Genomic DNA, 25,819 nt, shown 5'->3' on the forward strand with positions numbered 1-25,819 from the left:
GACCTGATCGTGTCCGCGACCGACATCGTCGCCGGCTCAGTCTGCGAGTTCGCAGCCGTCCGCAAACTCGATGTGCTCCTTGGCCGGATCCGCGGCGTTCAGGAAGATGATGCTATGGCGGCGCTCACCGCCGCGCTGGGGGACAAGCACGAGGCAAAGGTCCTGGGCCTGCTCCGGGACGAGTTCGGGAGCTCACGGGTATACGAGGTCAAGCCGCCGCGTACTTTCGACCGGGCCGGACTCAAGGACAGGCACAGGGAAACCATCCAGGCTCTTCGGGATGGCTACGAGGTCATCTATCAGGGCAGCTTCTTCGACGCCGGTTTCCACGGCCGCGCGGACTTCCTGATCCTCCAGGAGGACGGCACGTACGCTGTGTTCGACACGAAACTGGCCCGCAGCGCAAAAACCGAGGCCCTCATGCAGCTGGCTGCTTACGCCGATCAGCTGCGGAATGCCGGCATCCCGGTCCACACCGACGGTCACCTGATCCTGGGCACCGACGAGACAACCAGTCACCCGCTGCCGGAGTCCATCCCGGTGTTCAACGCCGCTCGGGACCGGCTCCGCGCCGTCCTGGAAGCCCACCGGCTCGGATCCCGGCCGTCCACATGGGGCGACCCGCGCTGGATGACGTGCCTGAAATGCGCCGACTGCAAAGCCGAAATGGAAGCAGCCGATGACGTGATGCTCGTGCGCCGGATGAACCGGTCACGCCGGGCCAAGCTCATGCAGGCCGGGATCAAGACCATGTCCATGTTCGCCGCTGCGGACCTGACCGACGCCGGCATCAAGATGGACCCGCTGTGGGCCGAGCTTCAGGAACAGGCGCGGCTGCAGTCCGGCACCTGCGAGGTGGACGGCACCATCAACGGCGTCTCCTACGTCGTCCTGGACAACCCGGCCCTGGTCGCCATTCCGAAGCCGGACCCGGGCGACATCTTCTTCGACTTCGAAGGGGACCCGCTCTGGCAAGACCCGTCCACCGGGCAATGGGGAATCGAGTACCTGTTCGGTCTGGTGGAGTTCGCCCCGGAGGGACATGAGTTCCTTTCGTTCACCGCCCACTCGCTGGAGGAGGAACGCCAGGCACTCATCGACTTCATCGACCACGTCACCGAGCGCCGGGCCACTTACCCGGGACTTCACATCTACCACTACGCCCAGTACGAGGTCAGCGCGCTGCGGAAACTGGCCCGCCGGCACGGGGTCATGGTGGACGAAGTGGAGGAGCTTGTCGAAACCGGCGTGCTCTTCGACCTGTACGAGACAGTGAAAGGCTCCGTGCGGATCTCGGACCGGTCCTTCAGCATCAAGAAGCTGGAACCGCTCTACATGCCGGCCGGCCGGATCGGAGTCACCAACGCCGTCGACTCCATGGTCCAGTACAGCATTTACCGTGACGCAGTCGACCAGGGACAGCTGGAAACAGCGAAGTCGATTTTTTCGTCCATCAAAAGCTATAACGAATACGATTGCATTTCGACGTGGAAGCTGCGGGACTGGCTCATCAACCTCACCCGGTAGTTGGCCGGTCAGTCAGTCAGCCACCAGAACCTGCCGCGTCGCACACTTCGTGCGGCGCGGCTTTTCTGTGCGTCCGCACACATAGGATTCGCATGGGGGATTTTCGTTTCGCTTTTGCCCCTGACGCATCGACAGGAGCCGGCACCGCCGGCCACCAGGGACAGAAGGAGCACCATGGGCTTTTGGGACGCAGAAGAGACCGGCGCCGAACGCGCGGCACGCATCAAGGGTGAAAACCAGGCTGCGGAGCATGCCCGCCGGCAGGCCTCCAAGGAGGAAGAGCGCGAGCACAAGCAGCAGGAACGGTGGGACGCGGAGAATCTCCGGTATCAGCGTGCAGAGTACGAGGCGGACCTTGCCGCGTGGAAGAAGAACCCGGCGGAGTACGAACGCCGCTACTCCTCGCCGTTCGATGTTCCGGAGATGCCTGGCAACCCGATCTACGACCAGATCCGCGCGAGGTCCCAGAGGGAGCAGGCGCGGGCGCAAGCGCAGCCCCGGGACGAGCCGATGCCCGCCTTCCTGAAGGTCGGGCTGGTCGTCCTCGGAGTGATCTTTATCCTCCCGGCGCTCCTGCAGGCGATCATGCCCACCGTCGGCCACGTCCTTCAGATCATCTGGCTGATCGTCCTCAGCCTTGCAGGCCTGCTGACCGCGGTCTGGCTGGTCCTGAAGCTCACCGCGGGGGATGACCCGGTCAAGCTCCGGCGCGCACAGCTGGTGAACCCGGTCCGCATCGGCACGATCATCTACCAGGTCGTCCGCGAGCACCTGGCGGAGCGCCGGGCACGGAAGAACGCCGAGTGATGGCAGCTGCAAACCCTGTTGCGGGGGACACCGCGCGCCGGGACGACCTCGAAGCAGGGTTCCAGTTCGTACTCCAGCACGACGCCGAACTGCTGAAGCGGCTGGAGGACGCTTGACCGCGCACCTGACCGTGGCCGAGGCGAAACACTTCCTGGCCCGCTACGGGTTCTTCGTCCGCGACGAGGGTCTCCTGTCGTCCGCCCTCGCCCGGCCGGTCACCTCCGTTATGGGCCAGGACGCCTTTGCATCCCTGGAGCTCAAGGCTGCCGTGCTGCTCGAATCGGCTGCACGGAACCACCCGCTCGTGGACGGCAACAAGCGAACGTCCTGGACACTGATGGTGCTGTTCCTGTGGCTGAACGGGTACCGGCACGACTTCACCACGGATGACGCCTTCGATCTGGTTGTCGGCGCCGCCGAAGGACGCCTCGACCTGGACGAATCCAGCGCCCGCATCGGCAGCCGACTGGTTGCCAGGTAACCGGTGGGCGACAGAGCCCCGCAGGTACGAATCTGCGGGGCTCTATCGTGTTCGGGCCGGCCGGCTTAGGAGAGCACGTTGACCTGGACAGTGAAGACTTCGGCGGCCTTGGCGGCCGAGACGTAGGCGTGGTTCCAGGACTGCTTCGGGTCCGTGCTGCCGTTCGCCATGCCGCCGATCTGGTAGCCGCTCTGCTGCGTGACCGCGCCCGTATCGGCTACGCCGGTGCCATAGGCCTTGCCGTTCTGGAATTTGGCGACACCGGACCAGTCGGCGGTGACAACCCACTGGACCGGTGTGGCGGCCGGGGCTGTGCCGGTTACTGTCAGCTTGTAGTTGCTGGTCAGGCCTGCCGTGGAGACGAACTCGCAGGTCAGGGTGGCGCCGGCATTGACCTTGTAGGTGGCGCCGCCGCACGTGGCGGTTTGCGGGTCAGCTGCTGCCACGAACGGTGTGCCGCCGGCGGCCGTGACGAGCGCGCTGACCTCGGCCGCTGTCAGGCACCCGGGGACGGAGTCTGCGAGGAGCGGCTTCGGGTCGGTGACCTGGTCGGTGGCGTAGAACAGCTTGCCGGTCGCTGACCGGGCAATACCGACGTAGCAGCTGCCGGCCGCGTCCGCCTTGACCGCGGGGGCGTTGGGGGAGGAGATGAGCTGGGCTGCGGCCAGGCCCGCGGAGTCGGTGAACCGGCTGGTGTTGACCTTGGAGACGCCCTGCGCGGTCCGCACGGACCCCAGGTCCTGCTTGGCCCCGTTGTCCTGAGCGAACGGGATGACTCCGAAAACAGAGGCGAGGACACCGGCTGTGAGGATGCCGACGACAACGACCCCGACCAGGATCGAGGGCAGATCGAACGCGCCGGATTCGGAGGAGCGCAGCGCCGCGATGCGGGAGCGGAATGATGAACAGGAGAGCACGGGGGAGATCCCTTCGGTAACGGACAGCCCAGCGCTGCCACACCGGAACATGCGTAGAGGTGGCCGCCTCAGTGTTCTCTACGCATGTTTCCTACCGGAAGACACCGCCCGGTGCACCCGAGGAAAGGCACCCCATGAAGAGAACTGTTTTCGCTGCTGCACTACTGGCCACCACCTTGCTGACGTCCGGCTGCGCCGCTGAGGCGGTCACCGGTGCCGTCGCCGCGCAGGCGGCCCAGGGAAGCGCAGGCGGCCCAGGGAAGCGCAGGCCAGGCGGCCGGGCCGGTGAACGCCATCGAAAAGGCCAAAGAGCAGATCGCAGCCAAGGCGTACACCGCGCGCATTGTCGCCGAGCACGAATCGATGATGGCCGGCCAGGAGTGGAAGGTCACCGGAGCGGGCTGGAAGCCGGCTGCAGCGGTCACCATCACCCTGACCTCACCAGCAGGTGCAACCGTTGGCGTTCCGGTCCACGCCGTCGCCGACGCCAAAGGCCAGCTCAACTCCGCCATCACGCCGCTCGAAGGCACTATCACGGGGCCGTACACCCTGGTGGCAACCGACCCGACGGACGGCTCAGGACCGCACACAGCCGCCGTGAACATCTTCTCCCAATAGGTCTTCCATACCCGCGCAGCGGTGAGAGGAAGCCCCGTGTCTACGCATGTTTTTGAAGGGGCGGAAGGGCTGCACGGAGTCCCGGAATTCGTCCGCCCGCTACTCTGCCTGTGCTGCGGCAAACTCGGCGACCGGTTCGCCTTCCAGGGCGCTGTAAAACGAAAGCATCCGCTCGACCTCGATGATCCGGCCCCTTTCGCCGGGTGCGGTTCCGGCCCATGCGTCCTGCCACGGAGCCTCGCTCTTGACGACGGCGTTGAGGACGTACGGGCGCAACCCGCCGTAGGCGCTGACTACCTCGTCGATGCTTTCGAGCTGCGCCGCCGTGAACACCTCCGGGTTGCCGGGCACGTCCCGGATCAGGAAGACCCCGGGGTGGGTAGCGTGCAGCTCCGGGCTCACCGGCCCGGTGCCCCAGGCGAAGAATGCAGCGTCGGTGAGCAGCTCTTCGTCCCAGACCAGGTGCCATGCCTGGGCGTAGAAGGCCAGTTTGTGCAGGCGCATGGTCGCGATCTCACCCGTGCGGGCCAGGATGGCGGCGGCCAGGTCGAAAATGGTGGCGTCGGGTCGGGATTGAGTATTTTCCATTCCGGTCATGTGTGCGGCCATTGCCGGCTGGCTCCCCGGTGAGGACCGGCCAGAGGTCTACGCATGTTCCTGCATGACAGCACCATTGGAGGAAGTCCGTGTTCTACCCCGTACTGACCGTCGTCGTGGGCTCCATCGTGGCGATCATCTCAGCCATCTCCTTGTTCATCTGCGCCCGCGCGGGCGGGATCTTCCTCAACCAGGCTCGCTTCCTTGCCTGCGGCATCCTGTTGATCCTGCATTTTCCCCTCACCAATTTTCTGGACGGCCTGATTCTGTCCTGGTTGGAGAAGCTCGGCACCATTGACGGCAGCTCCACTGCCTCATATTGGGCCGCTACAGCCGTCGTCGTGGCCGTTCAGCTGATCATCCTGCCCACGAGCCGGGAACTGTACGCAACCTACATGGCAGACCGGCTCACCCACCGCGACCGCGTCTGACCCGAGGCCCGGTTACAACCGCAGGGGTGAAGAACGCCTTGATGAGCGAAACCGGTCATCCCGCACACATAGTGTGAGGTGACCCGGCGCGGCCTTCGTGGCTCCCGGTCCACCGCGCCCAGACCACCGTCGGATTTGCCCGTCGGTGGTCTTTCACTGCCCAGACCCGACTCCCCCCGTCAGCGAGGAGGTCCGGTCCGCCACGATAGAGGAATTTCATGAGCAAGTCAGCGCGCCGCCTGAGCGCCGCCGTCACCGCGGGGGCCGCGATGTCGGCCGTCGTCCTGTCCACCCTGATCAGCGGAACCTCCGCGTACGCCGCACCCCCGGCGGAGTACCCTGCACCCATGCAGGTCTCCGCGTCGGGTACCTACACTGTCCGTCCCGGGGACACGTTGAGCGGGATTGCCGCACGGCACGGCATCAGCCTCGCCGCCATCTTCGCGGCCAATCACATGAACATGCGCACGATCATCTACCCCGGCCAGATCATCAAGGTCGGCCCCGCAGCACAAGCTCCCGCCCCCGCACCCGTTCCTGCTGCTCCCGTTGCTCCAGCGTCCAGTGTGGTCGTGAAGGCAGGAGACACCCTCAGCGCCATCGCGGCCCGCAACAGAGTGAGCCTCGCCTCGATCCTCGCGGCCAACAACCTGCAGATGCGCTCGATCATCTACCCGGGCCAGAAGATCCTTCTGGCGCCCTCAGCACCCGCTGCGAAACCGGCACCGACAGCCCAGGCCACTGTTGCACCAACCATCACCCCGGCAGCCACCACCCACATCGTGAAGGCGGGCGACACACTTTCCCGGATCGCCGCCAGCTACGGCGTCAGCGTCTCCTCAGTGCTCTCCGCCAACGGCATGACGCTCAAAACGATCATCTACCCGGGTCAAAGGATCAAGATCGGCACTGCATCGTCGGTCAGTCCGGCTGCTCCTGTCACCGCGCCGACGGCCTCTTCGCGCGGACCGGCCTCCATCGCGAACCCATCCTCGGCCCAGCTGAAAACCATGGTCGCCGATACCGCCCGCCGCATGGGAGTGGACCCGTCCCTGGCCCTGGCGTTCGCCATGCAGGAGTCCAGCTTCCGCCAGAACGTCATTTCCCCTGCCGGGGCGATCGGAACCATGCAGGTCATGCCGAGCTCCGGGGAGTGGGCCTCCCAGCTCGTGGGCCGGCCCCTGGACCTCCACAATGCCCAGGACAACATCACCGCCGGCGTGGCAATCATCGCCTCGCTCGTGCACACCAGCCCGAGCACCGCGATCGCCATCGCCTCCTACTACCAGGGCCAGTACTCAGTCCTGCACAGGGGCATGTACGAGGACACAAAGGCATACGTCTCTTCGGTCCTGAACCACCAGAAGAGCTTCCGCTGACTCCAAGGCCGCGGGAGCGTCCCGTGGCCGGAAAACAGCGATGGCACCCTCATTGCGCAGAGGGTGCCATCGTTGAGCGGATAGGGTCAGCCCCAGGAGCCGGTGTACATCCTGGTGGAATTGATGATTCCCACGATCAGCTTTGAACCGTCAGCGGAGGACGCAAGGCCCTGCCAATCACCGGTGCCCAGGGAATCCTGGGAAACCCAGGTCGCCCCGGCATCCTTGGAGACGTAGACCAGGCCGTTCTGCTTTGCGACGGCAAGCTTCGTCCCGTCAGCCGATGAGGTGACCATGTCCCAGCTGCCGGTTCCCAGCGCCGACTGCGGGGTCCAGGTGACTCCGGAGTCGGTGGAAAGGTAGATGTTGCCATTGCTGAAGTCAGCCGCGATCAGCTTGGTTCCGTCGGCGGAGGAAGCTACGGACTGCCAGTTGTGGGATGTGAAGGTCGGGTCATGCCTGTTTACCCAGGTCAACCCGCCGTCGGTGGAGGTGAAGAGGTTGTATCCGAACTGCGCAGCAACGAGCTTCATACCGTCGGATGAGGAGGCCACTGACGTCCAATAGCCCACAGGCCAGCTCCCCTTTTGGGCCCAAGTTGCACCAGAGTCGGCTGAGACCCAGAGATGGCCCCCATACCCGGAGTCCGCGGCAACAACCCTCGTGCCATCATCCGACATGGCAATGCTGGCCCACTGCTGAGTCGTGGTTCCCGGGATGACCGTCCAGGTAGCTCCGGCGTCCGTCGACTTGTACAAACCGACCGGTGCCATGGTTGATCCCGCGTAGAAGGTCTGACCGTCCTTGGAGACAGCCAGCCCTGCCCATGAGGTGGACGGAGCGGAGGTGATCTGGGTCCAAGTCAGGCCGGAGTCAGTTGATTTGTACAAGTATCCGGTGCCGTCGCTCTTTCCGAGGATGACGGAACCATCAGCTGACATGGCGGATGGTCCGCCGCCCATGCCGGGGATTCCGGTCCGCTGCGTCCACGACAGGGTGTTAAAGCTTGCCGCCGGGGCCACCCCGGAGAGCGAGTCGGCCATCGACTGGGCGACGGCAGGGGTAAGGCAGCCGGTCGTCATGCCGGGAGTGTACAGAGTCGGTTCGCTGACCTGATCCGAGATGTAGAACATGGCACCGGAACCGGACCTGCTCAGGACCAAGAAGCAACCCTTGGCGGCGTCAACACCGGCGGCGTAATGGAGGTTCGGTACAACCGATGAGGCCCGCTCAAACCCGCCGTCGCCCGGTGTGGCGCCTGCAGCAGAGGCCGCGGGCTGGCTCAGATACCCGGCCGCTATCAGATCGGTGGTGTCCATGTACCGGCCGTCCTTGGTCTTGGCGACTCCTTCCGCGGTTCGTGCTGCTGCAGCATCCTGCTTCGCGGCGTTGTCCTGGGCGAACGGAATGACTCCGAAGATCGACGCCAGTACCCCCGCGGTGAGAATGCCGACGACGACCACTCCTACCAGGATCGAAGGCAGGTCGAAGGCGCCTGCAACGCCTCGAAGTGAGGCCTTGATGTTGTAAATGAGGTTTTGAATGTGCCGGCCGCTACTTGGTGTAGCCGGGATTTTTCTCGGGCGCATGACACTCCATTTGTTTTCAGGAGGCCGCGGAACCGAAGACCTCAATGAATAGAAGTGCAGCCGCGCGCAATAAGCGGTGACGATCATCGATATTTTTCTGAGCGAAAATCGCAAGGGCCGGTGAGCGGGATGGAATTCTCCGCACACATGAGGGCAATGACATCAACGCTGGGTACGGACCAACTGTTTACCGATCGCATCGTGGACCACCCCGACCGAGAGGATCGCAACTGTGTCGGCACTGAGAATGGACTGCAGCTGCCCTACCTCGACCTTGACGATCCGGATTTCACCTGGCCGTCCCAACCCCCGGTCAGCCTTCCCTTGCGAGCAACCGCGAACCGAACAGGTGAGGCAGCTACCGAGCTCAAGCGAAACCGCGGCGCTCTACGCGGACAGGTCAACGACGTCGAGCACTTTCCGACCCGACGTTCACTCCGGGCCGCGCAGGCCCTTGAAACGCGCGCCGTCACCACTGGATCCCAGGCCATTGCTCCCACCACGGTGATCGTTGCTTCCCATGTCGCCGAATCATACGTGGACCTGGCATCCGACCGACCTCGTCCCGACGTTCTGGTCGATGACGCGATGGATCGCGAGGCCTTGGCTGAGGATCTTGAAGCGGCGCTGCTCGCCGCACTGGAAGAAGCGCCGGAGCTCGAAGAGCCCATCGTACGTAAGCAGCGCATTGCCCTGGCACGGGCCAGGAGCGAGCCCGTTGCAAAAGACCAGGCGGACAGCGAGTACCTGACCAAGATCAAGACATATGGCCCTTTCCCGTTGCTGCGCCCGTCCCTTCGTGACTTCCGCCCCATCCTCGCGATCTCCATCTTTCTGGGCGTACTGGGCGCGGACCGCTTCTATTCAGGCAAACCGATCAGCGGAACCTTGAAGCTGGCCACGGCCGGCGGCCTCGGTGTGTGGTGGATTATCGACATCATCTCCATCCTGCGCGGCCGGACGGTAGACAAGGACGGGCATCGCTTCACCGGTGAGAAGAAATACCGGGCTGCAGCATGGCTCCTGACCATGACGCTCTTCGCAGGACTTGCCCTGTTCGCTGTCACTGCCGCGACTCCGGCCGTTACTGCGGGCATTGCGAAGGCCCACGAGGTACTCTTCCCGAAGTCCGCCCCGGTCCCGACCTGGGCCGAGATCGCAAACATCAAGGGCACCGCAGACCCTGTCATCTTCAACGTGACGGGGGACCAGCTGAGGCTGAGCTACAGCTTCCCAGGACCGGCGTACGCCTTTCTGCAGAAAATAGGCGACGCCGCCGTCCCCGCCGAAGCGCTGCTGCTCAAGGACACTAAATCAGACGGCGTCAAAGAGGTCCCGGTGACCCCCGGCAAGTACCAGCTTGTCGTGCGCGCTGACGGCGCCTGGACCGCGAAAGTCGAAGAACTGGGCGTTCACGGCTAAGCCGATCAGGACACCTCTCCATCTGTGGTGTAGTGGAGCCCATGACTGAATTAGCCGCGGGAATCCACTACGCAATTGACCCCGACCAACAGGCTCTACGAGCCGCCGACGCAGCCTGGGAGTCCGCGCGATGGGCCGCGTGGACGGTCGGCATCTCCGCGGGCATGCTCTTGCTAACGGCAGGGCTTCTTGTCGGGGCATTTCTTGCGGCAAAATACGCCAGGAAGACCTGGGAATCTACCCGCGATGAGCTTCACAACTCAAACGAAGAACTTGGCATTGTCCGCCAGGACAATCTGCAGCGAGAAGCCGTGAACGTGTCAGCGTGGCTTCAGAAAGCAAAATCCGGGAACGCTGTTGAGGTATTCGTTCGGAACGGCAATGGGGGTCCCGTCTACAACGTCACGTGCAATGTTCTGGCCAAATCAAAGCACTCGGCGACCCCAGTCATCTCAGTTCGGTCGGAGCCCTATATCGCCCTCGGCCCGGAGGATGCTAAACCGGCTAAAGGGTACGCATTCAATATGTTTCCCGATGAATACGTGTACTCCCACATTGACGGTGAGGTCCGCTACACCGTGAACCGGACAAGGAACGTGATCTTCGAATCTGAGGATGACTGGAAGCTATGGAATGGCCAAGACGATGCCGATGGGCTGGCCTTGGAACTCACCTTCCGTGACTCTGCGGGCATTTGTTGGCGCCGGGATTGGTATGGCACCCTGACGCAGCAGACTATCTGATCGAGCTGGGCAGTGAATCGCGGGTTGCCGTACACATATCCGGCATGATGAAGAAACGCGAAGACCTGGACATGGCCACCATCGTTGACGAAGCCATTTCCAACTATGCCGACTCCCGCAAACTGACAGGCGCCGTCCCGTTCGAGCAGATGAGCCAGGCCCAATTGAAGCGGATGCGTGAAGTGTTCCTGCCCGTGATCTGGAGCGCCGTACCCGCAATCCTGACCCAGCTGAACGCCAAGGCAATCCTCGCGGAGGAAACCCAGGAGGAGATCCTGGCCGATTTCAAGGTCCCCGACACCCTCGAAGGGCTGATCCAGTGAAACGGGACGCACTCGCTACGGACATCGCAACAGCCACGGACGGCTACACCGTCACTGTGACCGGGCTGAGCGAGGACCGGGATGCCGGCGAACCCAGCGTGGCAAACCGCGGCGCAGTGGAGTTGCGAATTACCAGCCCACACGGGCACGTCCTGGAATTGCATCTGCCCGGCATGGAGGCGGCAAAGCTCGTCCCGCCGCTGGTTTCCGGCGCCGTACTGCACGAGACCGAGGCGGACGTCGCCCGCCGCTATCTGCGCGATCATTCGGAGCACATGTACCCGTACCAAATCGAAAGCCTGAAGAAGCAAGCCGGGATGGAGTACGATCAGCGGCTTCTGGACGAGGCCCTGAAGACCATTACCGAGTAAAAACTACGCATGTTCCCGGGTGTAGTTCACAGCAGAAAAGCCGGACGCGGAGATTGGCCTCTACGCGTCCGGCTTTTCTGTTGTCTTCACCCTGTCAGTGAGCCGGGCCCGGTGCACCTTGCTGAAGCACCCGGCCCGGCTTATGGCGTCACCCAACACCACCCCGACACGCGATAACTCTAACCGATGGATTAAATGGTCCGCAAGCGAAGGACCCTGATGTTTCCGCCCATCAGAACGCCGGGACGGCGGTGAAAGCCTCCCAGCCCCTGCCTTCGAGGACCAGCCTGTCGTACTTGGCAACCCCGTAGAGTCGAGCCGGTCCGAAGCGCTCGTTGTTGGCGAAGAGAATCATCGCTGCAGGGGAGTGGACGACCGTCAGGCGGAAGTGGGTCATAGCCGCTCCGCCGATGCCATGGAACGGGCCGGCCGTGGAGCCGAACATTTGAATCCAGGTAAGGCAATCGACGAAGGATTCCCGCTCCCGCTCCGCGGCTTCAAGGCCGAGCGCGGCAAGGACCGGATCCACGGCGGCCATCACCTCGGGAGTCAATAGCCGGTCGATCATGATCTTTTCAACGCCGCTCATGCCGCGGCCCCGACGGGTTCGAACACGGACCAGTTGCGGGCCTCGATCGCTTTGGCGTCATACGTCGCTGCCCCGAGTACCTTCGGGTCCTGCCCGCGTTTTTCTGCGATGAGCAGCATCGTGTCCGGAGAATAGATCAGCGTGTTGGTCCCCGTCCAGGTGGGCCAGGAAATGAAGCCCGTGTAGGAGGCGGTACGGCAGGCGTCGCCGAGTCCGCGGGCGGAAAGGGCCGATGCTGCCTGAGCCTGCACGTCGGGACTGAGAAGGCCGTCGATAACCTTCCGCGCCATGCCGGTCATACGGCCGCGAGCTGGCGGGAGAACACGGCGTACGGCTCATCAAGGGGAAAGTCTTTCCCGACGATCTGCGTCACGAGCAACTGGTTGGCGGTACCGGCCGGTACGGCTTCCACCTGGGCGCCGACGGTGAGGCCTTCCTGCTGGTCGTAAAAGTCGGCTTCGACGACGGTGTAGGTCTTTGGTGCAGCCATGGGGTTCTCCTTCAACGGGGTTCTGCTGTCGGACCTGATGTGTGCGGACGTCCCCGATCGCATCACCGGGGCCGGATCCCGGGCGTGCCGCACACATAGTTACCGAATGCCCGTCCAACAGAAAGACATCATGAGTCAGAGTATTTTCGGCCGCGTCGCCCAGCTCGCAAAGGCCAACATCAACGACCTCCTGGACCGTGCCGAGGACCCGCAGAAGATGCTGGACCAAATGGTCCGGGACTACTCGGAGAACATTTCTGAAGCCGAATCCGCCGTCGCTCAGACCATCGGGAACCTGCGTCTCGCCGAGGAAGACCACAACCGTGCCGTCGGCGAAGCCGCAGACTGGGGCAACAAGGCCCTCGCCGCGTCCCGCAAAGCCGACGGGTACCGCACTGCCGGTAACACCGCGGACGCGGAGAAGTTCGACAACCTCGCCAAGGTCGCGATTCAGCGGCAGATGACCGCAGAGTCCACCGCCAAGGCCCAGGAACCGAACCTGGACGCCCAGACTAAGGTCGTCGAGCAGCTCAAACAGGGGCTGGACCAGATGAAGGCCAAGCTCGGCGAGCTGACCGCCAAGCGCAACGAGCTCGTCGCCCGGTCCCGGACCGCCGCCGCGCAGTCCCAGGTCAATGAGGCGCTCAAGTCTCTGGATGCCGCCGATCCGACGTCCACGCTGGGCCGGTTCGAAGATCGCATCCGCCGGGAAGAAGCGACCGTCCGCGGCCAGCAGGAACTCGCCTCCTCCAGCCTGGATGCACAGTTCGCATCCCTTGAGGACCTCGGGGAGCAGACCGAGGTCGAAGCCCGCCTCGCAGCCCTGAAGTCCGGGGCCACACAGCAGGCAGCTATCAACTCCTAGACTCAGCACTCACCGCTGACCGAACACGCAGGCCCCGGCACATCTCCGGGGCCTGCGTTGGCTGTTAAAGGGCTTCTTGTTGCCCTGTCTGCCGGGCACGATCGATGAGTCCGGCAAATACCCATAACGTGCTCTGGTCCATCATCCGTTCGGCCCAATCGACGATTCTCTTGTCGTATTCGCCAAGGGAGACGTCCTCGAGTGCCTCACGCCAACGGGCCCGGGCGGCAGCGACGCTATCCCCGCCATAGCGAGCCGCAACCTCCCTGATTTCCCGAATCGGCTCGGAGTCGTATGGTCCGGCTTTGAGTGTGTCCATGTCCGAATCTTCCCATTCCACAATGAAGGCCCGGAATAGCCGTCGGGAGAAGTTTCCGTCAAGCAAAACCGACTTCGGGCTGCGCTGTTTCGCCACAGCCGCACACATGCCAGGCATGACCGTGATCCCCATGAACCGCCAGCCCAAGGGCGTACCCGTAGGCGGCCAGTTCGCCGCCACCGCCCACGCCGAACCCTCAGTCTCCCTTGCCCCTGTCACCGCAGGCCGCCACGCTGCACCAGCCACCCATAACCGGCCCGTCCCCGGGTCGCTGCTCATGGCGCACTTCCAGGACCCGAAGCTTGTCGGCGAACTCGAATGGGAGATCGAACGAAGCGTCCGGGACGGGGTCTCCGACACTGAGCTCGACTACTTCTCTGAGTCCTTCAGCGACCACGTCCCGAACCTTCACCCGGAGGAAGCCTACGGCTACTTCAGCAAGGCCCGGGAAGCCTTCCACAACGGGGACAACTGGAAGGCCGTCATCACAGAAGCCGCCGCAGCAGACACAGCAGCACACCCGGGCGGGACCTTGAAGGGGGACTACCAGCCGCCCCTCGCCCAGCACCAACCCGGCTACCAGCAAGGAACCTTGACCACCGGTTCGAAGTACACCGGTTACCGCAACGCCACCGACATCTGCAAGGACATCCGGGCCGACCTGAAGGCTGCCACCGCGGCCAATTACCTGCCGGCCGGCCTGAAGTATTCAGTCACCAACGACAAGTACTCCGGCGGACAGTCGATCACCGTCACGGTCCAGGGCGTCACCGACGAGGACCAGAAGGACCCCACCGAACTGGACCTGCGCGGCGACTACGCCAAGCGCAAGGAGGCCAAGGAACTCCAGGAGCGGGTGGACGCCATCACGAACGCCTATAACCGGAGCGACATCGATTCACAGAGCGATTATTTCAATGTCGCCTATTGGGGCCGTGCCGAGATCGAAAACGACTGGTCCCGAAACTTCCGCGAGAACGAGGCAGCCCTCCGCAAAGCCGCCCGCGACGCCAAGACGAACCGCTAGAAAGAAGCAGCCATGACCAGCACCTTGATCACCCGACAGCCCAAGGGGATTCCCGTCGGGGGCCAGTTCGTCGCCACCGAGCACAGTGAAACAGGCGTGACCCTCACTCATGCAGGACCCGCGCCGCTTACTGAAGAAGCCATCCTCGATGCCGTCGCCCGTCATGAAGGCCCCGGCGCGGTCCCGGGCGTCCACCGGCGCATCGCCGAAACCACAACCGCGGGCGGGCGACAGCTGTTCCTGCAACGCTGCGACGCCATGTACAACCCGGACTCCGAATACCGGATCGACCGGTCCATCTACGGACCCACCCCTGAACAGTGCGACGCACTTGCGGCCCTGGGCTACGAGTCGGTGAACGAGTTCTCCCGGGAGAAACTCAACCGCTTCCGCGGCGTCGGATCCCTCATCGACAGCGGGGTTGGACCGGAGAGGCTGGAGGTGCTCGACAAGCTGAGCACCCACGAGCACCAGTGGTCCGCTTGGGAGAAGGAGGCTTACCTGAACACTCCGCTGGATGACCTTGAACGGGTCATCGCCGACAAGGACATGACACGTGCCGATGCGTATGTGGCCACTGTTGATCTGATGGGGAATGAGTCCCGCTCGGCACGGGCCCGCCACGCCCTTGATATGAAAATCGGCGATCGTGCACTCATCGAAGCGGACAAGTACCCGCTCGAGGTCCTGGCTGACTTGCGCGACGCCCTCCCTGAAAGCAAGCGGAACGCCGCTCAAATCGTTAATCTCGCCGACCGCGGCATCACCGGAGCGCATTTGCGCACCTACGGTTCCAAGGCCTGCGAAACCTTCACCGGCCAGCAACTCGAAGACGCCCTGGTGGCACCCAAAACCATCCGTTCCTTCCTCACCGCAGGGTTCCAGCCCTCCCTGGACGAGATGAAGACCCTCCACAGCGCCGGCTACACCTCCGGCAACGACCTCAAAGCAGCAAGCCAGGTGCTGCGCACTACCGACACGGCACGTCTGGCCGCGGCCCGCAAACACGCAACCGGCGCACAGCTGACAGTCTTTGCGGCGGCGACCGGGAAGTCACTGCGGCCCGATGATCCGAAAGCCATCGGCAGGCTCCTCAAGCTCGGCATCGAAAACCCCGACCAGCTGCGGCCCTGGACGGAGGCGTGCCATACACGGGCCAACGCCTTCATCAACCGGGACCAGAGCATTCTGGCCATCCACGCCGACGTCATCAAGGCCGGTATCACCCCGGACCGGCTAGGTGCCATCACCCGTGCAGGTATCCCCGTCACGGAAGCGGCCAAGTACAAGAACACCACCGACCTGTGGGCTGCCGGCGCCGGATACCGGGCCGCCTGGGACGCCGACCAGGCCACTCAGGTCGCGCGGCGCTGGCAGAACGAACCAACCCCCTGGGCATACACCGAAGACACCTACCTTGACGGAGAAACCTCATGACCCCCGTGAAAACCACTACCATCCCGGCCGAGCACCTGCTACGGGTCACCACGCTAAACATCAACCACGCCCCCGATGAAGTAGAACGGCGCACCGGGCTGGCATGCGATGAGCTTGGCGTCCTCCGACCCTCCGTTCTGTGCCTCCAGGAGGTCCGTTTCGAAGCCGCGGGCCGCTCCCGGCAGCTGGACACCATCGCCGCCGAGACCGGCTTGACCGTCATCTCCGCCCAGGCCCAGCACCCACGCAGGGATGGCGGGCTCTCAGGCAACGCGGTGCTCTCCTCTTTGCTGGAAATCGAATCGAGCTCCATCGACTTCGCCACACCTGACTGCCAGCTCACCAGCGCCGACTACGCCGTCCTGGAAGCCCCCACCGGCCATACCCTCATTGTCATCTCCGCTCACCTTGCCTGGGGTGGAGACAGGGAAGGGACCCGTCTGGCCCAGGTGACCGCCATCGACGGGCGCGTCCGGGCGCTGATGGACCGGTATCAGGACCGGAGCCCCGTTGCGATCCTCGCCGGGGACTTCAACACCCTCCCAGGAAGCGACACCAACAGGTACCTCAACGGCCAGGGCGCCGGCACCAACGGCGACTACACCTTCTGGACCGAAGCGTTCGCCGTCGTTGGTGATCCGGCCGAAGCCACCACGGTCGCCTCCGGAAACTACTGGGCCCAGCAGACCGCACGCATCGTCGGCATCGAATTTCCGGAAATGCTCCCTGACCGGCGCATCGATTACGTATGGACCTACGACTGGGCTTACGGCCGGCCCGGCTGCCCTGTCGCGATGCAGCGGTCTTTCACGGACACGACCCGCTACGGGTTCCCCGCCTCGGACCACTATGGGCTCACCGTGGACCTCTGGACCCCGCCGATCCTGGCCACTGTCCCCGCGAAGCTGCTCAGCACGGACGACGTCCTGACCGATCAGCTCATGCTCGACCTGGGAGAAACGCGGGAGAGCGTACTCGTGTGATCCCCGGGGCGGCCGGGGAGAGAGACCTCGGCCGCCCCACACATGTGGCCCATGACTAACGAAAGCGCCCCCGCGCGCCCATACGGCGTCTTTATCGACGCCCTGCTTGTCACCTCCACGTTTTACGGCCAGACGCCAGCCCAAATGCGCTACATCGACGCCGGACTGACCAGCGATGAAGCTCATCAACTCGCCCGGCCGGAGCTTCGCTCCCGGCTGGTGGCAGCCACCTCCTTCCGCGCCGAGGTCGTGGTTCCCGTACTCGTGGGCCTCGTTGTTTTCGGCGTATTCGGGTTCATTCCTCGACATTCGGGCACCGACCTGCCGTACCCGTTCGTGGGCGCTATTCTGGTTCTCCTGGGGCTGGCACTGGCCAGCGCAGCCATTACCGGGTCTGTATATGCCTCCCGCGTCGGCAAGCAGTTGGATACGGTCCGCGAGTCCTTCATCGCATCGGGGAAAATTGTGTCGGACTTCAATCTGCCCGACGGATTCAAGACAGACCTGAAGCGCATCGACACCGCGCTGAGCGCACTTCAAAGGAACGGCCGCGCAGACCATGACGCCCAGGCCCAGGAAGCGGTCGCTGCCCTGTTGGAGTCCAACGCGCACAAGCCTTCCGCCCGGCACCTCGAAATCGCTGAGTCTGACGCAATGGACGAAAGCTCGGTGAAGATCCGCGACTTGACCAACGAGGAACGAAAGCGGTGGCGAGCCGACATTGCGAAGGCCGAAACCCTGATTCTGGACATTGAAGCCGCCGCATCGGCTCCTGCCAACGCTTCGGTAGCGGCCTAGCCCGTCCTGGACCACTCCTGTTTTTTGTGGCAGGACCTTTCGAACGAGGCATAACTGAGGCGGTCAGGGAGAAAAACCCTGGCCGCCTCACACATGGAGACCTATGACTTCTTCCAACGCCCCTGCGCGCCCCGACTCCGCGGCCGAGGATTCCGACCCTGTCGCCATCCGCACCCGGACGCTGGCCGCGAAGGCAGCATGGGGCCGGGACGTGGCACGGGCTGAACACCTCGTTCTGGAACTGGAAGACGCCGCTGCCGGGAAGGTCCCCGCAACGGTCTGACGAGGTTCGGTGACGCTTTTCAAAACCGCCGCACACATGGGTGTCAACGGGCCCCCCGGAGTGTTCACCCACCTCCCGGGGGCCCGCACCCAACTTCAAGCGAGGATCACATTCCATGGCATCTCATGTGCTCACCAACGACCAACTGCTCGAATCCCGGGACATCGTCGCGCGTCTGCGTGAATTCGCCGTCCGCATCGGCGACCGCCACGGTGACGACGCGCCCGTCCTGACCGCCGGTATGGTCCAGGCCGTCCTTGATGATGAGCCGGGCAAGCTCGCCGACCTCGAAGCTGCGGCAGGCCTTTGATACCCGGACTGGACTTTGTCGCGATCGACTTCGAGCTCGCCAATCCGAAGCACTCCTCCATCTGCCAGATCGGCCTCGTGAAGGTCCGTGACGGCCAGCTTGGGAAGACACACACCCACTACGTGATGCCACCTCCCGGCCACCAGCACTTCGGAGACCGGCAGATCGCCGTGCACGGCATCACCCGCCGCATGATCGACGGCGCCGACGGCTGGGATCTCATGTTGCCCCGCCTGGCCGCCTTCGCCGGGGACCTGCCGTTGGTCGCCCATAACGTCACCGCCGAGCGGTCCATGATCCGTCAGACCTCCGAGGCCGCCGGTCTGGTCCCGCCTGACTTCACCTACTACTGCACCCAACGCGCAGCCCAGCTGCACATCCCCGAACAAGGCCCGTTCCGGCTCAACGTGCTCGTCGAGAAGCTTGGCCTTCCACCCTTGCAGCACCACGACGCCGGTGAAGATGCCGCCGCAGCCGCGCACCTGGCAGTTAAGCTTTCCGAAATCACCGGGATCTCCGACGTCCATGAGCTCTTCCCTATGATGAAGCCCTCACCGGCGACCAAGAAGGCGTGGAAGAAGTTCTGATGAGCGTCAATCAGCGTCGGCTGAACTTCAACACTCCACCTGCTCACAATGCACGTCAGATGGAGCTGATCGCTTGTAGGCTGGCGGACAGATGGCCCCCAGCCAGCACACTGTTCCGTTGGGTCAAGGTTCCTCATCTTTGAAAAGGGGCAAGAATGTCGGAGCTCGAAGAAGCAATGCGTGTTCAGGTTGCCGCGATTAGGGAGCAAAACGACCGGCGATCCGACGAAGCACGTCAATCTGAACGCAGGCTCCGTGAATTCCGGGACCTCTTGCTGTCCAAAGGGGTCCAGTCGGATCAGGCATATAGCCAGGATCTGCAACGTACTTATGTGGAAACAGAGCACAGGATGTTCGGCAAGTCCGTGCCTGCCCACAATCAGTACATCTTTGACTTCAAACCTGCCGCCCGTGGTTGGGTCTTATCAGACACTCTGTCTGATACGGGGTACACCGTTGGCGAGTTCCTCACCGAGAACCTTATAATTCATCGCTACTCCTCCTCGACCATCCCTGTGCCCGAAAGCAAGATCCAATATCTTGGGCTGACTAACCGTGATCTTTTGCCTTCGGCATACTTCCGCCCCGAGAGAGTCGTTCTTGTGTTGGGCGAGCAGCTCACGGGTGTTCATCGCTGGGGCGACAGCGCCGGTTTGGTGAGATTGGCCGACATCGTCCGTCGATACTTGGCATAAGTGCTGCATCGGTAGGTAGAGCTTCGTTGGATGTGCCGCACACATATGCGGCATGACTGTACCTGCCCCCGTAACGACCACGACCGACATCAAAGTCGCGACGCCGCTTAAATCCAGCGTCCTTTTGACCCTCGGCAACCTCATCGACGCCGCGTGGCCTGGCTCGCAGCTGGTCACCAACGAGGACCCGTACACCAAGCAGGTGATCTTCCGGGTCGATCACTCGGCGCGAGTGGATGTCGATGACACCGCTGCCGCGGACATGCTGGTCGAACCGGACGAGTTCGAGGTCGACATCGTGTCCTTGGGACCGGAAGGCGTCAAAACCCTGACCCCGGAGTTCATTGGCGCCAACTTCCTGCCCGTCATCAAGCAGGCTTTCGAGCAAAACCCCGAGGCGGAGAACTACCTCGAGTTCACGCTCATCGACAAGGAAGACCACCAACGGTACTTGCTGACTTTCTGCCGGTCCGCCCAGCAGACACCGCACGAGCTGCGGATGCTCGCCGAACAGGAGCTCACGGAGGCCCGGGGCAAGATCCACCGCGAATATGCGGCCGCGATCTATGCCCTGCTCGGCCACCCCCGCGGCGGCCGTCCCGATAACTACGAGGACGGCGTCAAGGCTGCCCTGGATGCCGTCCGCCAGCTTGGCTTCCCCTACTCGGATGCCGAGTCCTCTGATGGCGAGGACTGATGGGCGACCAGCCCCTCGACGTCACCGACCCACCCCTGACCCGCAGGGAACTACGACGCCGGGAAGAAGTCGCCCGCGCCCCCCAGCCCGCCCCGGAAGCCATCCCGGAGCAGCCGCCGCCACCGGCTCCAATACCTGCCGCAGCGCCCTTCCCGGGGCCGCGCAGCTCGCCTTCGGGCCGTGTCCCGCAATGGGCGATCGACGAGGCAGCCGGCCGTCCAGTGCAGGACACGGCATGGCGCTCACCTTCGCGGCCTTTGTACGACTGGCAGGCTACCCGGGACGTCCCTGCAGCCGCAGCTTACGTACCGCCGGCTGTCCGCCGCCGGTCCCCGGCCAAACGGTTCTTCCGCGCCCTTGGGCGGGCCATCGGCGACTTCTTCGGAGGCCTCTGGAACCTGATCAAGTTCCTGATACTGAGCGCCATCTTCACAGCGGCCATCTGGAATGCCCTCACCTATTTGGCCCCCGGATTCACCTCAGAAACCGGAAGGCTCCTGGCCTCCCACGGCATCAGCAGCCCGGCACTCAACCCTGTCGCGCCACCCTACTCCGGCGCCAAGCCCCAAGGGGCCGGGTCCGCCGACGGGAAAGCTCCTCCGTCCGGGGTCGAAGAATCAGACCACCACCTCGGCACCCCTGCCCCCGTACCCGGAAGCAGCAACTCCTACGCATTCATGGGCAAAGGCACCGACCAGCCCTTCATTTCCTATGACCCGTGTCGCCCCATCCACTATGTCGTGCGGCCAACGAACGCACCGGCTGACAGCGCCAAGATCATCGCCGAAGCCGTCTCCTCCGTCTCCCGGGCCACCGGCTTCGTATTCATCAACGACGGGCCAACCGACGAAGCACCGTCAACGGACCGTCCCGCTTACCAGCCGCAACGCTATGGAAACCGCTGGGCACCGGTCTTGTTCGCCTGGGAAACCCAAGCAGAGCAACCCATGTTCACCGATAACCTCATCCCTGGGTCCAAAACCACCCTGGGCCTGGGCGGCAGCATGGCTGTCACCGTTGACGGGAAAGACGCAGCCTACGTCACCGGGCAGGTCAGGCTCAACGCGGCCGCCCTGGGCACCATGTCGTACGGTACTGACGGGTACGCCACAGTCGCCGCCGCAGTCAAGCACGAGCTTGGCCACGTGGTCGGTCTGGACCATGTGGCGGATCCGACCCAGCTCATGGCGCCTTCGATGTCAGGACAGGTTCACGACTTCGGCTCCGGCGATCTCACCGGACTGGCCATGCTCGGCAACGGCAAGTGCCGCCCCAACGTCTGACCCGTCCGGGCAGGAAGATCTAGAACGCCGCACACATGATCCGGCGACACACCACGTCCATCTGAAAGCACTCCATGACAACCTTCCTCATCGTCGGCCTGATCGGCGCCGCCCTTCTGGTCGTCTCGACCTTGATCGGCGACCTGCTCGGAGCCTTCAACATCGGTGACGGCCTCATCTCGGGAGCCTCCGTCGGAGCCGGGCTGACCTTCTTCGGCATCCCCGGCTACCTCGTGCTGAGCTCCGGAGGGTCCCTCTGGCTGGCCCTTGCCGCCGGGATCGTGCTCGCTGCCGCCGCCATGCTCATGATCCGCACCATCACCCGTCGACTGGCCGCCTCATCAGAGCCTGCTACCTACGACCTGATTGGCCTGGCGGGTATCACCACCGAAGCCACCACCGCCACTTACGGCGAAGTGAAACTTTCCCACCCCCGCGAGATCAACAAACGACTCGCGTTCAGCACCGACCCCTTGCCCGCCGGGGTGTCCGTCGTCGTGACGGAAACCCTTGGTTCGAAGGTCAAGGTCGCACCCACCACAACAGAAAGGCTCTCCGAATGAGCTTTGGCCTCAACACCACAGTGATCGCAGTGGTCACCATCCTGGTCGCCTTCGTGGCGATGGGCGGCTTCATCGCCAGCCGCCTGCGTACCGTCCCGTCCAACGAGGTCCTCATCGTCGTAGGTAAGGGACTCGGGGGCAAGTCAGGCTCCGCTGCGGGTACTGCAGCCCAGGACCAGGTCTACTTCTCCGGCCGCGCCCTCGTGCTCCCCGTCCTGCAGAAGGCTTTCACCCTGAGCCTGAAGCAGCGCCAGGTGCCCCTGAACGTCACCGGCCAGGACAAGAACTTCATTAAGGTCAACGTCGTGGCGTCGATCAATTTCAAGTTCGCCGACTCGGAAGAGGACGTGCGCAAGGCTGCTCAGCGATTCCTCACCCACTCGGACGCAGAGCTCCACCATTCGATCCAGCAATCGGTCGAAGGCTCCCTGCGTTCCATCGTGGGCTCCATGACGATCGAAGACATCAACTCAAACCGTGCACAGTTCCAGAACGAGGTCCTTTCCTCGGCCAAGGCTGAACTGGCCGACCAGGGCATCCACATCGACGTCCTGAACATCTCCGACATCCAGACCCCGGGCTCGACCTACCTGGAAGACCTGGCCAAGCCGGAAGCGGCCCGCGTCCGCCAGATCGCCGCAGTGAAGGAGTCCGAGGCCCGCCAGGCCAGCGAGTTCGCCCGCATTCAGACGGAGACGAACGTCGCCGAGAAGGACAAGGACCTCAAGATCAAGGTCGCCGGGTTCCAGGCCGAAACCGACCGCCAGCAGGCTGTCGCCGACGCCGCCGGCCAGCTCTCCAAGGCCGAGCAGGACGTGAGCGTCGCCAAGCTGGAACGTGAAGCACTGACTGAGCGTGCCCTCGTGGAAGCCGAACGACTCGACATCACCCAGAAGAAGCCGGCCGACGCCGCCGCCTACGCGGCCCGTGTGAAGGCTGAGGGTGAGCGTGACGCGGCGAAGGCCAAGGCCGAAGGTGAGGCGTACCAGAAGACCACTATGGCCAGGGCGTCTAAGGAAGCCACCGTGCTGGAGGCGACCGGTAAGGCCGAGTCCGTGAAGCTGGAAGCCAACGCCGACGCCGAAGCGACGTCCGTGAAGGGCCTCTCCGAGGCGAAGTCGATCGAGGCAGTCGGCGCCGCCAAGGCCTCCGCAGCCGAAGCCCGCGCCAAGGCCCTCAACGGCTACGACAGCAACGCCCTGACTTTCGAACTGGCCGCACGCTTGCCCGAGATCGTCCGCGCCGCAGCCGAGCCGATGTCCAACATCGACAATTACACTGTGATCTCCACCGACGGTGCCTCCGATGCGACCAAGCAAGTCGGCAACGTCATCACGGAACTGCCGGCCTTGATTAAGTCCGCCACCGGTATCGACATCATGTCTGTCGTCGCCGGCATGGCCGGTGGCAAGGTGGCCGCGGGCCACTCCATCGAAGCCTCCGCTCCGGCTTCCGCGAAGGAGGACGCCCTGGTCGGCTAATCGCCCTCCGGTTGAAGGCCCCCTCCACTTTCGGCGGGGGCCTTCTTTGCGTCCGCGGGGAGAGGAAGCCCGGGCACCGCACACATGAGAGAGCATGAGCACACTAACCGACACCTTCATGCACCGCCGCCCGGTCCGACACCGCATCACAGTCCTGGACACCGACACCGACATCCACTATTTCTCCCACACCACTGACAACTACCCGGACTCCAACGGCATGTACCGCCGCCAGCGCAAGGACTACACCCGGGACAACATCGTGTTGCGCGGCTCCTACTTCATCGAAGAACTCGATGAAGACGGCGACCGCGAGGGCCGCTTCTACGTGCTGACCCCCGAAGAGTTCAGGGAACAGTTCACCGAGCACGAAGACCCGTACTTCGAATACGGCGTTCAGTTCGTTCCGCGGCCCCGGGACATCGTCTCCCACGGCGGGGACCTCAAGAATGCCCGCGAAGCCCTGAAAGCCATGCCAGTCCTGGCCGAGTCAGGGGAGTACGCCATCGTCCGGCGCCTCGTCACGGAACCCGGACCCTGGGAACGATTCGATTAACAACGAGATAGGTCCGGTGCCACACTAGTGTGGTACCGGACCCGGTACTACCGTTTTTCCTGTTGCGCTCAGCGGTTGCACTGCCAGGTATACATGCCGTTGCCGTGGGAAGCCCACGGCTGAGTCCGATACCAGGGCGTCGGGTATTGCTGCCGGCAGGCGAGGTTCATCTGGATTTGGACCAGGCCGTATGAGGTCCCGCACCGCCATCCGTCCCAGCTGTCATCGATGTTCACGGCCTGGCTGGGTGCCCCTGTGCCGCTCCAAACGTTTCTGGCGCAGTAAGCGGCGATGTTAACGCCCCCGATCGGTGCGGCTTGCGCGGGTACTGCTGCGAACAATGTTGCGGCAGCAGCAAGAGCTGTCACCGCCAGTGTGCTTGCGATTCGACCTCGGATGGGCATGGCTGTCTCCTTCGATTGATTGATCGTTTAGGTTTGGCCACCGGCAGCCCCAGTCATCCCGCAGGTAGGAGTGCAAAATAGCAGAGGCCTCAGTGCGTAGTCCACAACCACTTCTAAGCCGAGCAGGGGACAGGCTCATGCCGCACACATTGCTGGCATGAAAAGAGTCCCGGCCTACATCACCGTCCGCGAGGACCACACCACCATCATCAACAACCACCCGGAGGGGTTCCCCGTGGACGGGGATGCCTCCAACAGCAACGTTACGCTCCAACAACGCGCTGCGGCGCTCATCGCTTCCGACCCGGGTCTGCTTGCCGCAGCCCGGGCCTGGCTGGGTTCCCCGTTGCACACGAACCATCCGCTCGCACCGGAACAAGTGGCCACACACATTGCCCGGCTGTACTGCGGAGGTGCGCCGCGGTTCATCACCTTCGCCCCGTCACTCCAGAAAGCCCTGGTCGCCTCATGATCACCAAATTCCGCAAATACCGGGCCCAAGATCGCCGCCGACGGGGTCAAACCGCTGACCTTCACCGAATGGATCCTGGGCCGCATCGCCGGCAACCTCGAGGTCCGGGCAGCCACCATGGCGCAGAAACGAGGAGACTACGTCTCGCTGAACCACGCCCTGCTGAGCATCTGGGCCGGGAACCAAAGCAAAGGCGGCCACCTCGCAGCCGAACTCTCACCTCCGGAACTGAACCGCGCCATCAAAGAAGGCCGGCTCCTGCTTGTCCTTGACCAGTAGGTCCAGGAACTAAAACAGACAGGATCAGGATGTCCGATACCCCGGCGTCACGGTCCGTGCGGTCAGCGGGGAGGCTTATTCCGTCGACCGCACACATGACGGGGGTAACAGCAACCATGCAAGGAGCTCGCTATGAAGGTAGCCATCATCCCGGCAGACAACACCAAGCCGATCATCGTTCAGAACATCGACCCGGGTCTGGGGAGCCTCCAGCACCTCGTCGGCGGCGACGTCGAACTCGTCGGGCTTCGAAGCCTCGACATGAACATGTACCTCAATGAGGAAGGCAAGCTCATGAGCCTGCCCCGCAACCACCGGGCGACAGTGCTCTGCCAGCAGTCCCAGGCAATCCGCATCGATGACTACATTTGCGGAGACGCCGTCATCGTCGGCCCCTTCGATGGAGAAGGCGGGGACACCGACCTCAGCGACGTCCAGCAGCGCCTGCTGTATCGGTTCGATGCTCAATTGCTCGATTTGCACGAAGGAAAGTAAA

The 25,819-nt window shown here is 63.5% G+C and carries 35 protein-coding genes; 27 read left to right on the plus strand and 8 right to left on the minus strand.

The genetic code is table 11. From position 1 onward, the window contains the following. The first annotated feature begins 9 nt into the window (after positions 1-9). The 3 genes from ABD884_RS09815 to ABD884_RS09825 all read left to right on the plus strand — a co-directional run bounded on the left by ABD884_RS09815 (position 10) and on the right by ABD884_RS09825 (position 2,815). Entirely contained in the window at positions 10-1,527 is a 1,518-nt protein-coding gene (locus tag ABD884_RS09815) for a TM0106 family RecB-like putative nuclease (RefSeq protein ID WP_345044312.1), read from the plus strand. A 174-nt stretch (positions 1,528-1,701) separates the two neighbouring features. Next, a complete protein-coding gene (locus tag ABD884_RS09820) occupies positions 1,702-2,334 on the plus strand; it encodes a hypothetical protein (RefSeq protein ID WP_345044316.1) in 633 nt (210 codons plus the stop codon). Positions 2,335-2,446: 112 nt separating this feature from the next. After that, complete coding sequence (locus ABD884_RS09825) at positions 2,447-2,815, plus strand: type II toxin-antitoxin system death-on-curing family toxin (RefSeq protein WP_345044321.1); 369 nt, start codon at positions 2,447-2,449, stop codon at positions 2,813-2,815. Between the two features lie 65 nt (positions 2,816-2,880). On the opposite strand, the gene ABD884_RS09830 is transcribed toward ABD884_RS09825, so the two are convergent. Then, a complete protein-coding gene (locus tag ABD884_RS09830) occupies positions 2,881-3,783 on the minus strand; it encodes a hypothetical protein (protein ID WP_345044325.1) in 903 nt (300 codons plus the stop codon). 162 nt (positions 3,784-3,945) lie between these two features. Here ABD884_RS09830 and ABD884_RS09835 point away from each other — a divergent pair, with 162 nt between their 5' ends. Continuing rightward, the gene (locus ABD884_RS09835; protein WP_345044330.1) at positions 3,946-4,350 is read left to right on the plus strand and encodes a hypothetical protein; all 405 of its coding nucleotides are present in this window, start codon (positions 3,946-3,948) and stop codon (positions 4,348-4,350) included. Between the two features lie 99 nt (positions 4,351-4,449). Here ABD884_RS09835 and ABD884_RS09840 read toward each other — a convergent pair whose 3' ends face one another. After that, positions 4,450-4,947, minus strand: coding sequence for a Panacea domain-containing protein (locus ABD884_RS09840; protein WP_345044341.1), 498 nt, complete (start codon positions 4,945-4,947; stop codon positions 4,450-4,452). A gap of 89 nt (positions 4,948-5,036) precedes the next feature. Between ABD884_RS09840 and ABD884_RS09845 the strand changes: the two genes are divergently transcribed. Further along, positions 5,037-5,378 (plus strand): hypothetical protein, encoded by a 342-nt coding sequence (locus ABD884_RS09845; protein WP_345044346.1) that lies wholly within the window; start codon positions 5,037-5,039, stop codon positions 5,376-5,378. A gap of 218 nt (positions 5,379-5,596) precedes the next feature. Continuing rightward, positions 5,597-6,757, plus strand: coding sequence for a LysM peptidoglycan-binding domain-containing protein (locus ABD884_RS09850; RefSeq protein ID WP_345044352.1), 1,161 nt, complete (start codon positions 5,597-5,599; stop codon positions 6,755-6,757). 86 nt (positions 6,758-6,843) lie between these two features. On the opposite strand, the gene ABD884_RS09855 is transcribed toward ABD884_RS09850, so the two are convergent. Further along, positions 6,844-8,346, minus strand: coding sequence for a WD40/YVTN/BNR-like repeat-containing protein (locus ABD884_RS09855; RefSeq protein ID WP_345044360.1), 1,503 nt, complete (start codon positions 8,344-8,346; stop codon positions 6,844-6,846). 156 nt (positions 8,347-8,502) lie between these two features. Between ABD884_RS09855 and ABD884_RS09860 the strand changes: the two genes are divergently transcribed. The 4 genes from ABD884_RS09860 to ABD884_RS09875 are packed head-to-tail and all read left to right on the plus strand — an operon-like array spanning position 8,503 to position 11,205. After that, positions 8,503-9,768, plus strand: a complete 1,266-nt coding sequence (locus ABD884_RS09860) for a TM2 domain-containing protein (protein WP_345044363.1) — start codon at positions 8,503-8,505, stop codon at positions 9,766-9,768. Between the two features lie 41 nt (positions 9,769-9,809). Next, a complete protein-coding gene (locus tag ABD884_RS09865; protein WP_345044366.1) occupies positions 9,810-10,511 on the plus strand; it encodes a hypothetical protein in 702 nt (233 codons plus the stop codon). A gap of 44 nt (positions 10,512-10,555) precedes the next feature. Next, positions 10,556-10,834: a hypothetical protein gene (locus tag ABD884_RS09870; RefSeq protein WP_345044371.1), complete on the plus strand. Its 279-nt coding sequence runs from the start codon at positions 10,556-10,558 to the stop codon at positions 10,832-10,834. Beyond that, the gene (locus tag ABD884_RS09875) at positions 10,831-11,205 is read left to right on the plus strand and encodes a hypothetical protein (RefSeq protein WP_345044376.1); all 375 of its coding nucleotides are present in this window, start codon (positions 10,831-10,833) and stop codon (positions 11,203-11,205) included. Before ABD884_RS09870 ends, ABD884_RS09875 begins: the two co-directional genes overlap by 4 nt. 232 nt (positions 11,206-11,437) lie before the next feature. On the opposite strand, the gene ABD884_RS09880 is transcribed toward ABD884_RS09875, so the two are convergent. Genes ABD884_RS09880 through ABD884_RS09890 form a run of 3 tightly spaced genes read right to left on the minus strand, consistent with a single transcriptional unit; the run spans position 11,438 to position 12,284 of the window. Then, a complete protein-coding gene (locus ABD884_RS09880) occupies positions 11,438-11,794 on the minus strand; it encodes a hypothetical protein (RefSeq protein WP_345044381.1) in 357 nt (118 codons plus the stop codon). Further along, positions 11,791-12,084, minus strand: coding sequence for a hypothetical protein (locus ABD884_RS09885; protein WP_345044383.1), 294 nt, complete (start codon positions 12,082-12,084; stop codon positions 11,791-11,793). The genes ABD884_RS09880 and ABD884_RS09885 overlap by 4 nt, the downstream gene beginning before the upstream one ends. Before the next feature lie 5 nt (positions 12,085-12,089). Beyond that, on the minus strand, positions 12,090-12,284 hold the full coding sequence (locus ABD884_RS09890) for a hypothetical protein (RefSeq protein WP_345044386.1): 195 nt from the start codon (positions 12,282-12,284) through the stop codon (positions 12,090-12,092). Positions 12,285-12,411: 127 nt separating this feature from the next. Between ABD884_RS09890 and ABD884_RS09895 the strand changes: the two genes are divergently transcribed. Then, positions 12,412-13,149 carry a PspA/IM30 family protein gene (locus tag ABD884_RS09895; protein WP_345054703.1) on the plus strand — a complete coding sequence of 246 codons (738 nt, stop codon included), beginning with the start codon at positions 12,412-12,414 and terminating at the stop codon, positions 13,147-13,149. A gap of 64 nt (positions 13,150-13,213) precedes the next feature. Here ABD884_RS09895 and ABD884_RS09900 read toward each other — a convergent pair whose 3' ends face one another. After that, a complete protein-coding gene (locus tag ABD884_RS09900) occupies positions 13,214-13,468 on the minus strand; it encodes a hypothetical protein (RefSeq protein ID WP_345044390.1) in 255 nt (84 codons plus the stop codon). On the opposite strand from ABD884_RS09900, the gene ABD884_RS09905 reads away from it, so the two are divergent. From ABD884_RS09905 to ABD884_RS09965, 13 genes are all read left to right on the plus strand, one after another. Next, a complete protein-coding gene (locus tag ABD884_RS09905; protein WP_345044394.1) occupies positions 13,467-14,495 on the plus strand; it encodes a hypothetical protein in 1,029 nt (342 codons plus the stop codon). The two genes, ABD884_RS09900 and ABD884_RS09905, sit on opposite strands and share 2 nt — an antisense overlap. Before the next feature lie 12 nt (positions 14,496-14,507). Then, entirely contained in the window at positions 14,508-15,932 is a 1,425-nt protein-coding gene (locus tag ABD884_RS09910; protein WP_345044399.1) for a hypothetical protein, read from the plus strand. Beyond that, positions 15,929-16,915, plus strand: a complete 987-nt coding sequence (locus tag ABD884_RS09915; protein WP_345044407.1) for an endonuclease/exonuclease/phosphatase family protein — start codon at positions 15,929-15,931, stop codon at positions 16,913-16,915. Before ABD884_RS09910 ends, ABD884_RS09915 begins: the two co-directional genes overlap by 4 nt. Positions 16,916-16,966: 51 nt before the next feature. Then, positions 16,967-17,713: a hypothetical protein gene (locus tag ABD884_RS09920; protein WP_345044411.1), complete on the plus strand. Its 747-nt coding sequence runs from the start codon at positions 16,967-16,969 to the stop codon at positions 17,711-17,713. A 103-nt stretch (positions 17,714-17,816) separates the two neighbouring features. Then, entirely contained in the window at positions 17,817-17,996 is a 180-nt protein-coding gene (locus ABD884_RS09925; RefSeq protein WP_345044416.1) for a hypothetical protein, read from the plus strand. Positions 17,997-18,111: 115 nt separating this feature from the next. Continuing rightward, positions 18,112-18,306, plus strand: a complete 195-nt coding sequence (locus ABD884_RS09930; RefSeq protein WP_345044421.1) for a hypothetical protein — start codon at positions 18,112-18,114, stop codon at positions 18,304-18,306. Further along, a complete protein-coding gene (locus ABD884_RS09935) occupies positions 18,303-18,893 on the plus strand; it encodes a 3'-5' exonuclease (RefSeq protein ID WP_345044426.1) in 591 nt (196 codons plus the stop codon). The genes ABD884_RS09930 and ABD884_RS09935 overlap by 4 nt, the downstream gene beginning before the upstream one ends. Before the next feature lie 155 nt (positions 18,894-19,048). Beyond that, positions 19,049-19,588, plus strand: a complete 540-nt coding sequence (locus ABD884_RS09940; protein WP_345044429.1) for a hypothetical protein — start codon at positions 19,049-19,051, stop codon at positions 19,586-19,588. A gap of 52 nt (positions 19,589-19,640) precedes the next feature. Further along, entirely contained in the window at positions 19,641-20,285 is a 645-nt protein-coding gene (locus ABD884_RS09945) for a hypothetical protein (protein ID WP_345044435.1), read from the plus strand. Then, positions 20,285-21,568, plus strand: a complete 1,284-nt coding sequence (locus ABD884_RS09950) for a matrixin family metalloprotease (protein WP_345044443.1) — start codon at positions 20,285-20,287, stop codon at positions 21,566-21,568. Before ABD884_RS09945 ends, ABD884_RS09950 begins: the two co-directional genes overlap by 1 nt. A gap of 74 nt (positions 21,569-21,642) precedes the next feature. Then, positions 21,643-22,131, plus strand: coding sequence for a hypothetical protein (locus tag ABD884_RS09955; RefSeq protein ID WP_345044447.1), 489 nt, complete (start codon positions 21,643-21,645; stop codon positions 22,129-22,131). Beyond that, a complete protein-coding gene (locus ABD884_RS09960; protein ID WP_345044453.1) occupies positions 22,128-23,612 on the plus strand; it encodes a flotillin family protein in 1,485 nt (494 codons plus the stop codon). The genes ABD884_RS09955 and ABD884_RS09960 overlap by 4 nt, the downstream gene beginning before the upstream one ends. 94 nt (positions 23,613-23,706) lie before the next feature. After that, on the plus strand, positions 23,707-24,168 hold the full coding sequence (locus ABD884_RS09965) for a hypothetical protein (RefSeq protein ID WP_345044457.1): 462 nt from the start codon (positions 23,707-23,709) through the stop codon (positions 24,166-24,168). A gap of 68 nt (positions 24,169-24,236) precedes the next feature. Here the strand turns inward: ABD884_RS09965 and ABD884_RS09970 are convergent, their stop codons facing one another. Beyond that, a complete protein-coding gene (locus ABD884_RS09970) occupies positions 24,237-24,572 on the minus strand; it encodes a hypothetical protein (RefSeq protein ID WP_345044460.1) in 336 nt (111 codons plus the stop codon). A 157-nt stretch (positions 24,573-24,729) separates the two neighbouring features. Here ABD884_RS09970 and ABD884_RS09975 point away from each other — a divergent pair, with 157 nt between their 5' ends. The 3 genes from ABD884_RS09975 (at position 24,730) to ABD884_RS09985 (ending at position 25,818) form a co-directional block, all read left to right on the plus strand. Further along, complete coding sequence (locus tag ABD884_RS09975; protein WP_345044466.1) at positions 24,730-25,044, plus strand: hypothetical protein; 315 nt, start codon at positions 24,730-24,732, stop codon at positions 25,042-25,044. A 117-nt stretch (positions 25,045-25,161) separates the two neighbouring features. After that, positions 25,162-25,323 carry a hypothetical protein gene (locus tag ABD884_RS09980; RefSeq protein WP_345044470.1) on the plus strand — a complete coding sequence of 54 codons (162 nt, stop codon included), beginning with the start codon at positions 25,162-25,164 and terminating at the stop codon, positions 25,321-25,323. 132 nt (positions 25,324-25,455) lie between these two features. After that, positions 25,456-25,818, plus strand: a complete 363-nt coding sequence (locus ABD884_RS09985) for a DUF3846 domain-containing protein (RefSeq protein WP_345044475.1) — start codon at positions 25,456-25,458, stop codon at positions 25,816-25,818. Position 25,819: the final 1 nt, after the last annotated feature.

The organism is Arthrobacter methylotrophus (assembly GCF_039539965.1).
In the GTDB taxonomy this organism is placed as follows: Bacteria; Actinomycetota; Actinomycetes; order Actinomycetales; family Micrococcaceae; genus Arthrobacter; species Arthrobacter methylotrophus.

What these genes read in the sequence shown, in the direction of transcription:
- ABD884_RS09820 (WP_345044316.1), top strand. Translation starts at nt 1,702, where the DNA reads ATGGGCTTTTGGGACGCAGAAGAGACCGGCGCCGAACGCGCGGCACGC.
- ABD884_RS09830 (WP_345044325.1), bottom strand. Translation starts at nt 3,783, where the DNA reads ATGTTCCGGTGTGGCAGCGCTGGGCTGTCCGTTACCGAAGGGATCTCC.
- ABD884_RS09840 (WP_345044341.1), bottom strand. Translation starts at nt 4,947, where the DNA reads ATGACCGGAATGGAAAATACTCAATCCCGACCCGACGCCACCATTTTC.
- ABD884_RS09850 (WP_345044352.1), top strand. Translation starts at nt 5,597, where the DNA reads ATGAGCAAGTCAGCGCGCCGCCTGAGCGCCGCCGTCACCGCGGGGGCC.
- ABD884_RS09855 (WP_345044360.1), bottom strand. Translation starts at nt 8,346, where the DNA reads ATGCGCCCGAGAAAAATCCCGGCTACACCAAGTAGCGGCCGGCACATT.
- ABD884_RS09860 (WP_345044363.1), top strand. Translation starts at nt 8,503, where the DNA reads ATGACATCAACGCTGGGTACGGACCAACTGTTTACCGATCGCATCGTG.
- ABD884_RS09865 (WP_345044366.1), top strand. Translation starts at nt 9,810, where the DNA reads ATGACTGAATTAGCCGCGGGAATCCACTACGCAATTGACCCCGACCAA.
- ABD884_RS09870 (WP_345044371.1), top strand. Translation starts at nt 10,556, where the DNA reads ATGATGAAGAAACGCGAAGACCTGGACATGGCCACCATCGTTGACGAA.
- ABD884_RS09880 (WP_345044381.1), bottom strand. Translation starts at nt 11,794, where the DNA reads ATGAGCGGCGTTGAAAAGATCATGATCGACCGGCTATTGACTCCCGAG.
- ABD884_RS09885 (WP_345044383.1), bottom strand. Translation starts at nt 12,084, where the DNA reads ATGGCGCGGAAGGTTATCGACGGCCTTCTCAGTCCCGACGTGCAGGCT.
- ABD884_RS09890 (WP_345044386.1), bottom strand. Translation starts at nt 12,284, where the DNA reads ATGGCTGCACCAAAGACCTACACCGTCGTCGAAGCCGACTTTTACGAC.
- ABD884_RS09905 (WP_345044394.1), top strand. Translation starts at nt 13,467, where the DNA reads ATGTCCGAATCTTCCCATTCCACAATGAAGGCCCGGAATAGCCGTCGG.
- ABD884_RS09900 (WP_345044390.1), bottom strand. Translation starts at nt 13,468, where the DNA reads ATGGACACACTCAAAGCCGGACCATACGACTCCGAGCCGATTCGGGAA.
- ABD884_RS09910 (WP_345044399.1), top strand. Translation starts at nt 14,508, where the DNA reads ATGACCAGCACCTTGATCACCCGACAGCCCAAGGGGATTCCCGTCGGG.
- ABD884_RS09915 (WP_345044407.1), top strand. Translation starts at nt 15,929, where the DNA reads ATGACCCCCGTGAAAACCACTACCATCCCGGCCGAGCACCTGCTACGG.
- ABD884_RS09920 (WP_345044411.1), top strand. Translation starts at nt 16,967, where the DNA reads ATGACTAACGAAAGCGCCCCCGCGCGCCCATACGGCGTCTTTATCGAC.
- ABD884_RS09925 (WP_345044416.1), top strand. Translation starts at nt 17,817, where the DNA reads ATGACTTCTTCCAACGCCCCTGCGCGCCCCGACTCCGCGGCCGAGGAT.
- ABD884_RS09930 (WP_345044421.1), top strand. Translation starts at nt 18,112, where the DNA reads ATGGCATCTCATGTGCTCACCAACGACCAACTGCTCGAATCCCGGGAC.
- ABD884_RS09940 (WP_345044429.1), top strand. Translation starts at nt 19,049, where the DNA reads ATGTCGGAGCTCGAAGAAGCAATGCGTGTTCAGGTTGCCGCGATTAGG.
- ABD884_RS09945 (WP_345044435.1), top strand. Translation starts at nt 19,641, where the DNA reads ATGACTGTACCTGCCCCCGTAACGACCACGACCGACATCAAAGTCGCG.
- ABD884_RS09950 (WP_345044443.1), top strand. Translation starts at nt 20,285, where the DNA reads ATGGGCGACCAGCCCCTCGACGTCACCGACCCACCCCTGACCCGCAGG.
- ABD884_RS09955 (WP_345044447.1), top strand. Translation starts at nt 21,643, where the DNA reads ATGACAACCTTCCTCATCGTCGGCCTGATCGGCGCCGCCCTTCTGGTC.
- ABD884_RS09960 (WP_345044453.1), top strand. Translation starts at nt 22,128, where the DNA reads ATGAGCTTTGGCCTCAACACCACAGTGATCGCAGTGGTCACCATCCTG.
- ABD884_RS09965 (WP_345044457.1), top strand. Translation starts at nt 23,707, where the DNA reads ATGAGCACACTAACCGACACCTTCATGCACCGCCGCCCGGTCCGACAC.
- ABD884_RS09970 (WP_345044460.1), bottom strand. Translation starts at nt 24,572, where the DNA reads ATGCCCATCCGAGGTCGAATCGCAAGCACACTGGCGGTGACAGCTCTT.
- ABD884_RS09975 (WP_345044466.1), top strand. Translation starts at nt 24,730, where the DNA reads ATGAAAAGAGTCCCGGCCTACATCACCGTCCGCGAGGACCACACCACC.
- ABD884_RS09980 (WP_345044470.1), top strand. Translation starts at nt 25,162, where the DNA reads ATGGCGCAGAAACGAGGAGACTACGTCTCGCTGAACCACGCCCTGCTG.
- ABD884_RS09985 (WP_345044475.1), top strand. Translation starts at nt 25,456, where the DNA reads ATGAAGGTAGCCATCATCCCGGCAGACAACACCAAGCCGATCATCGTT.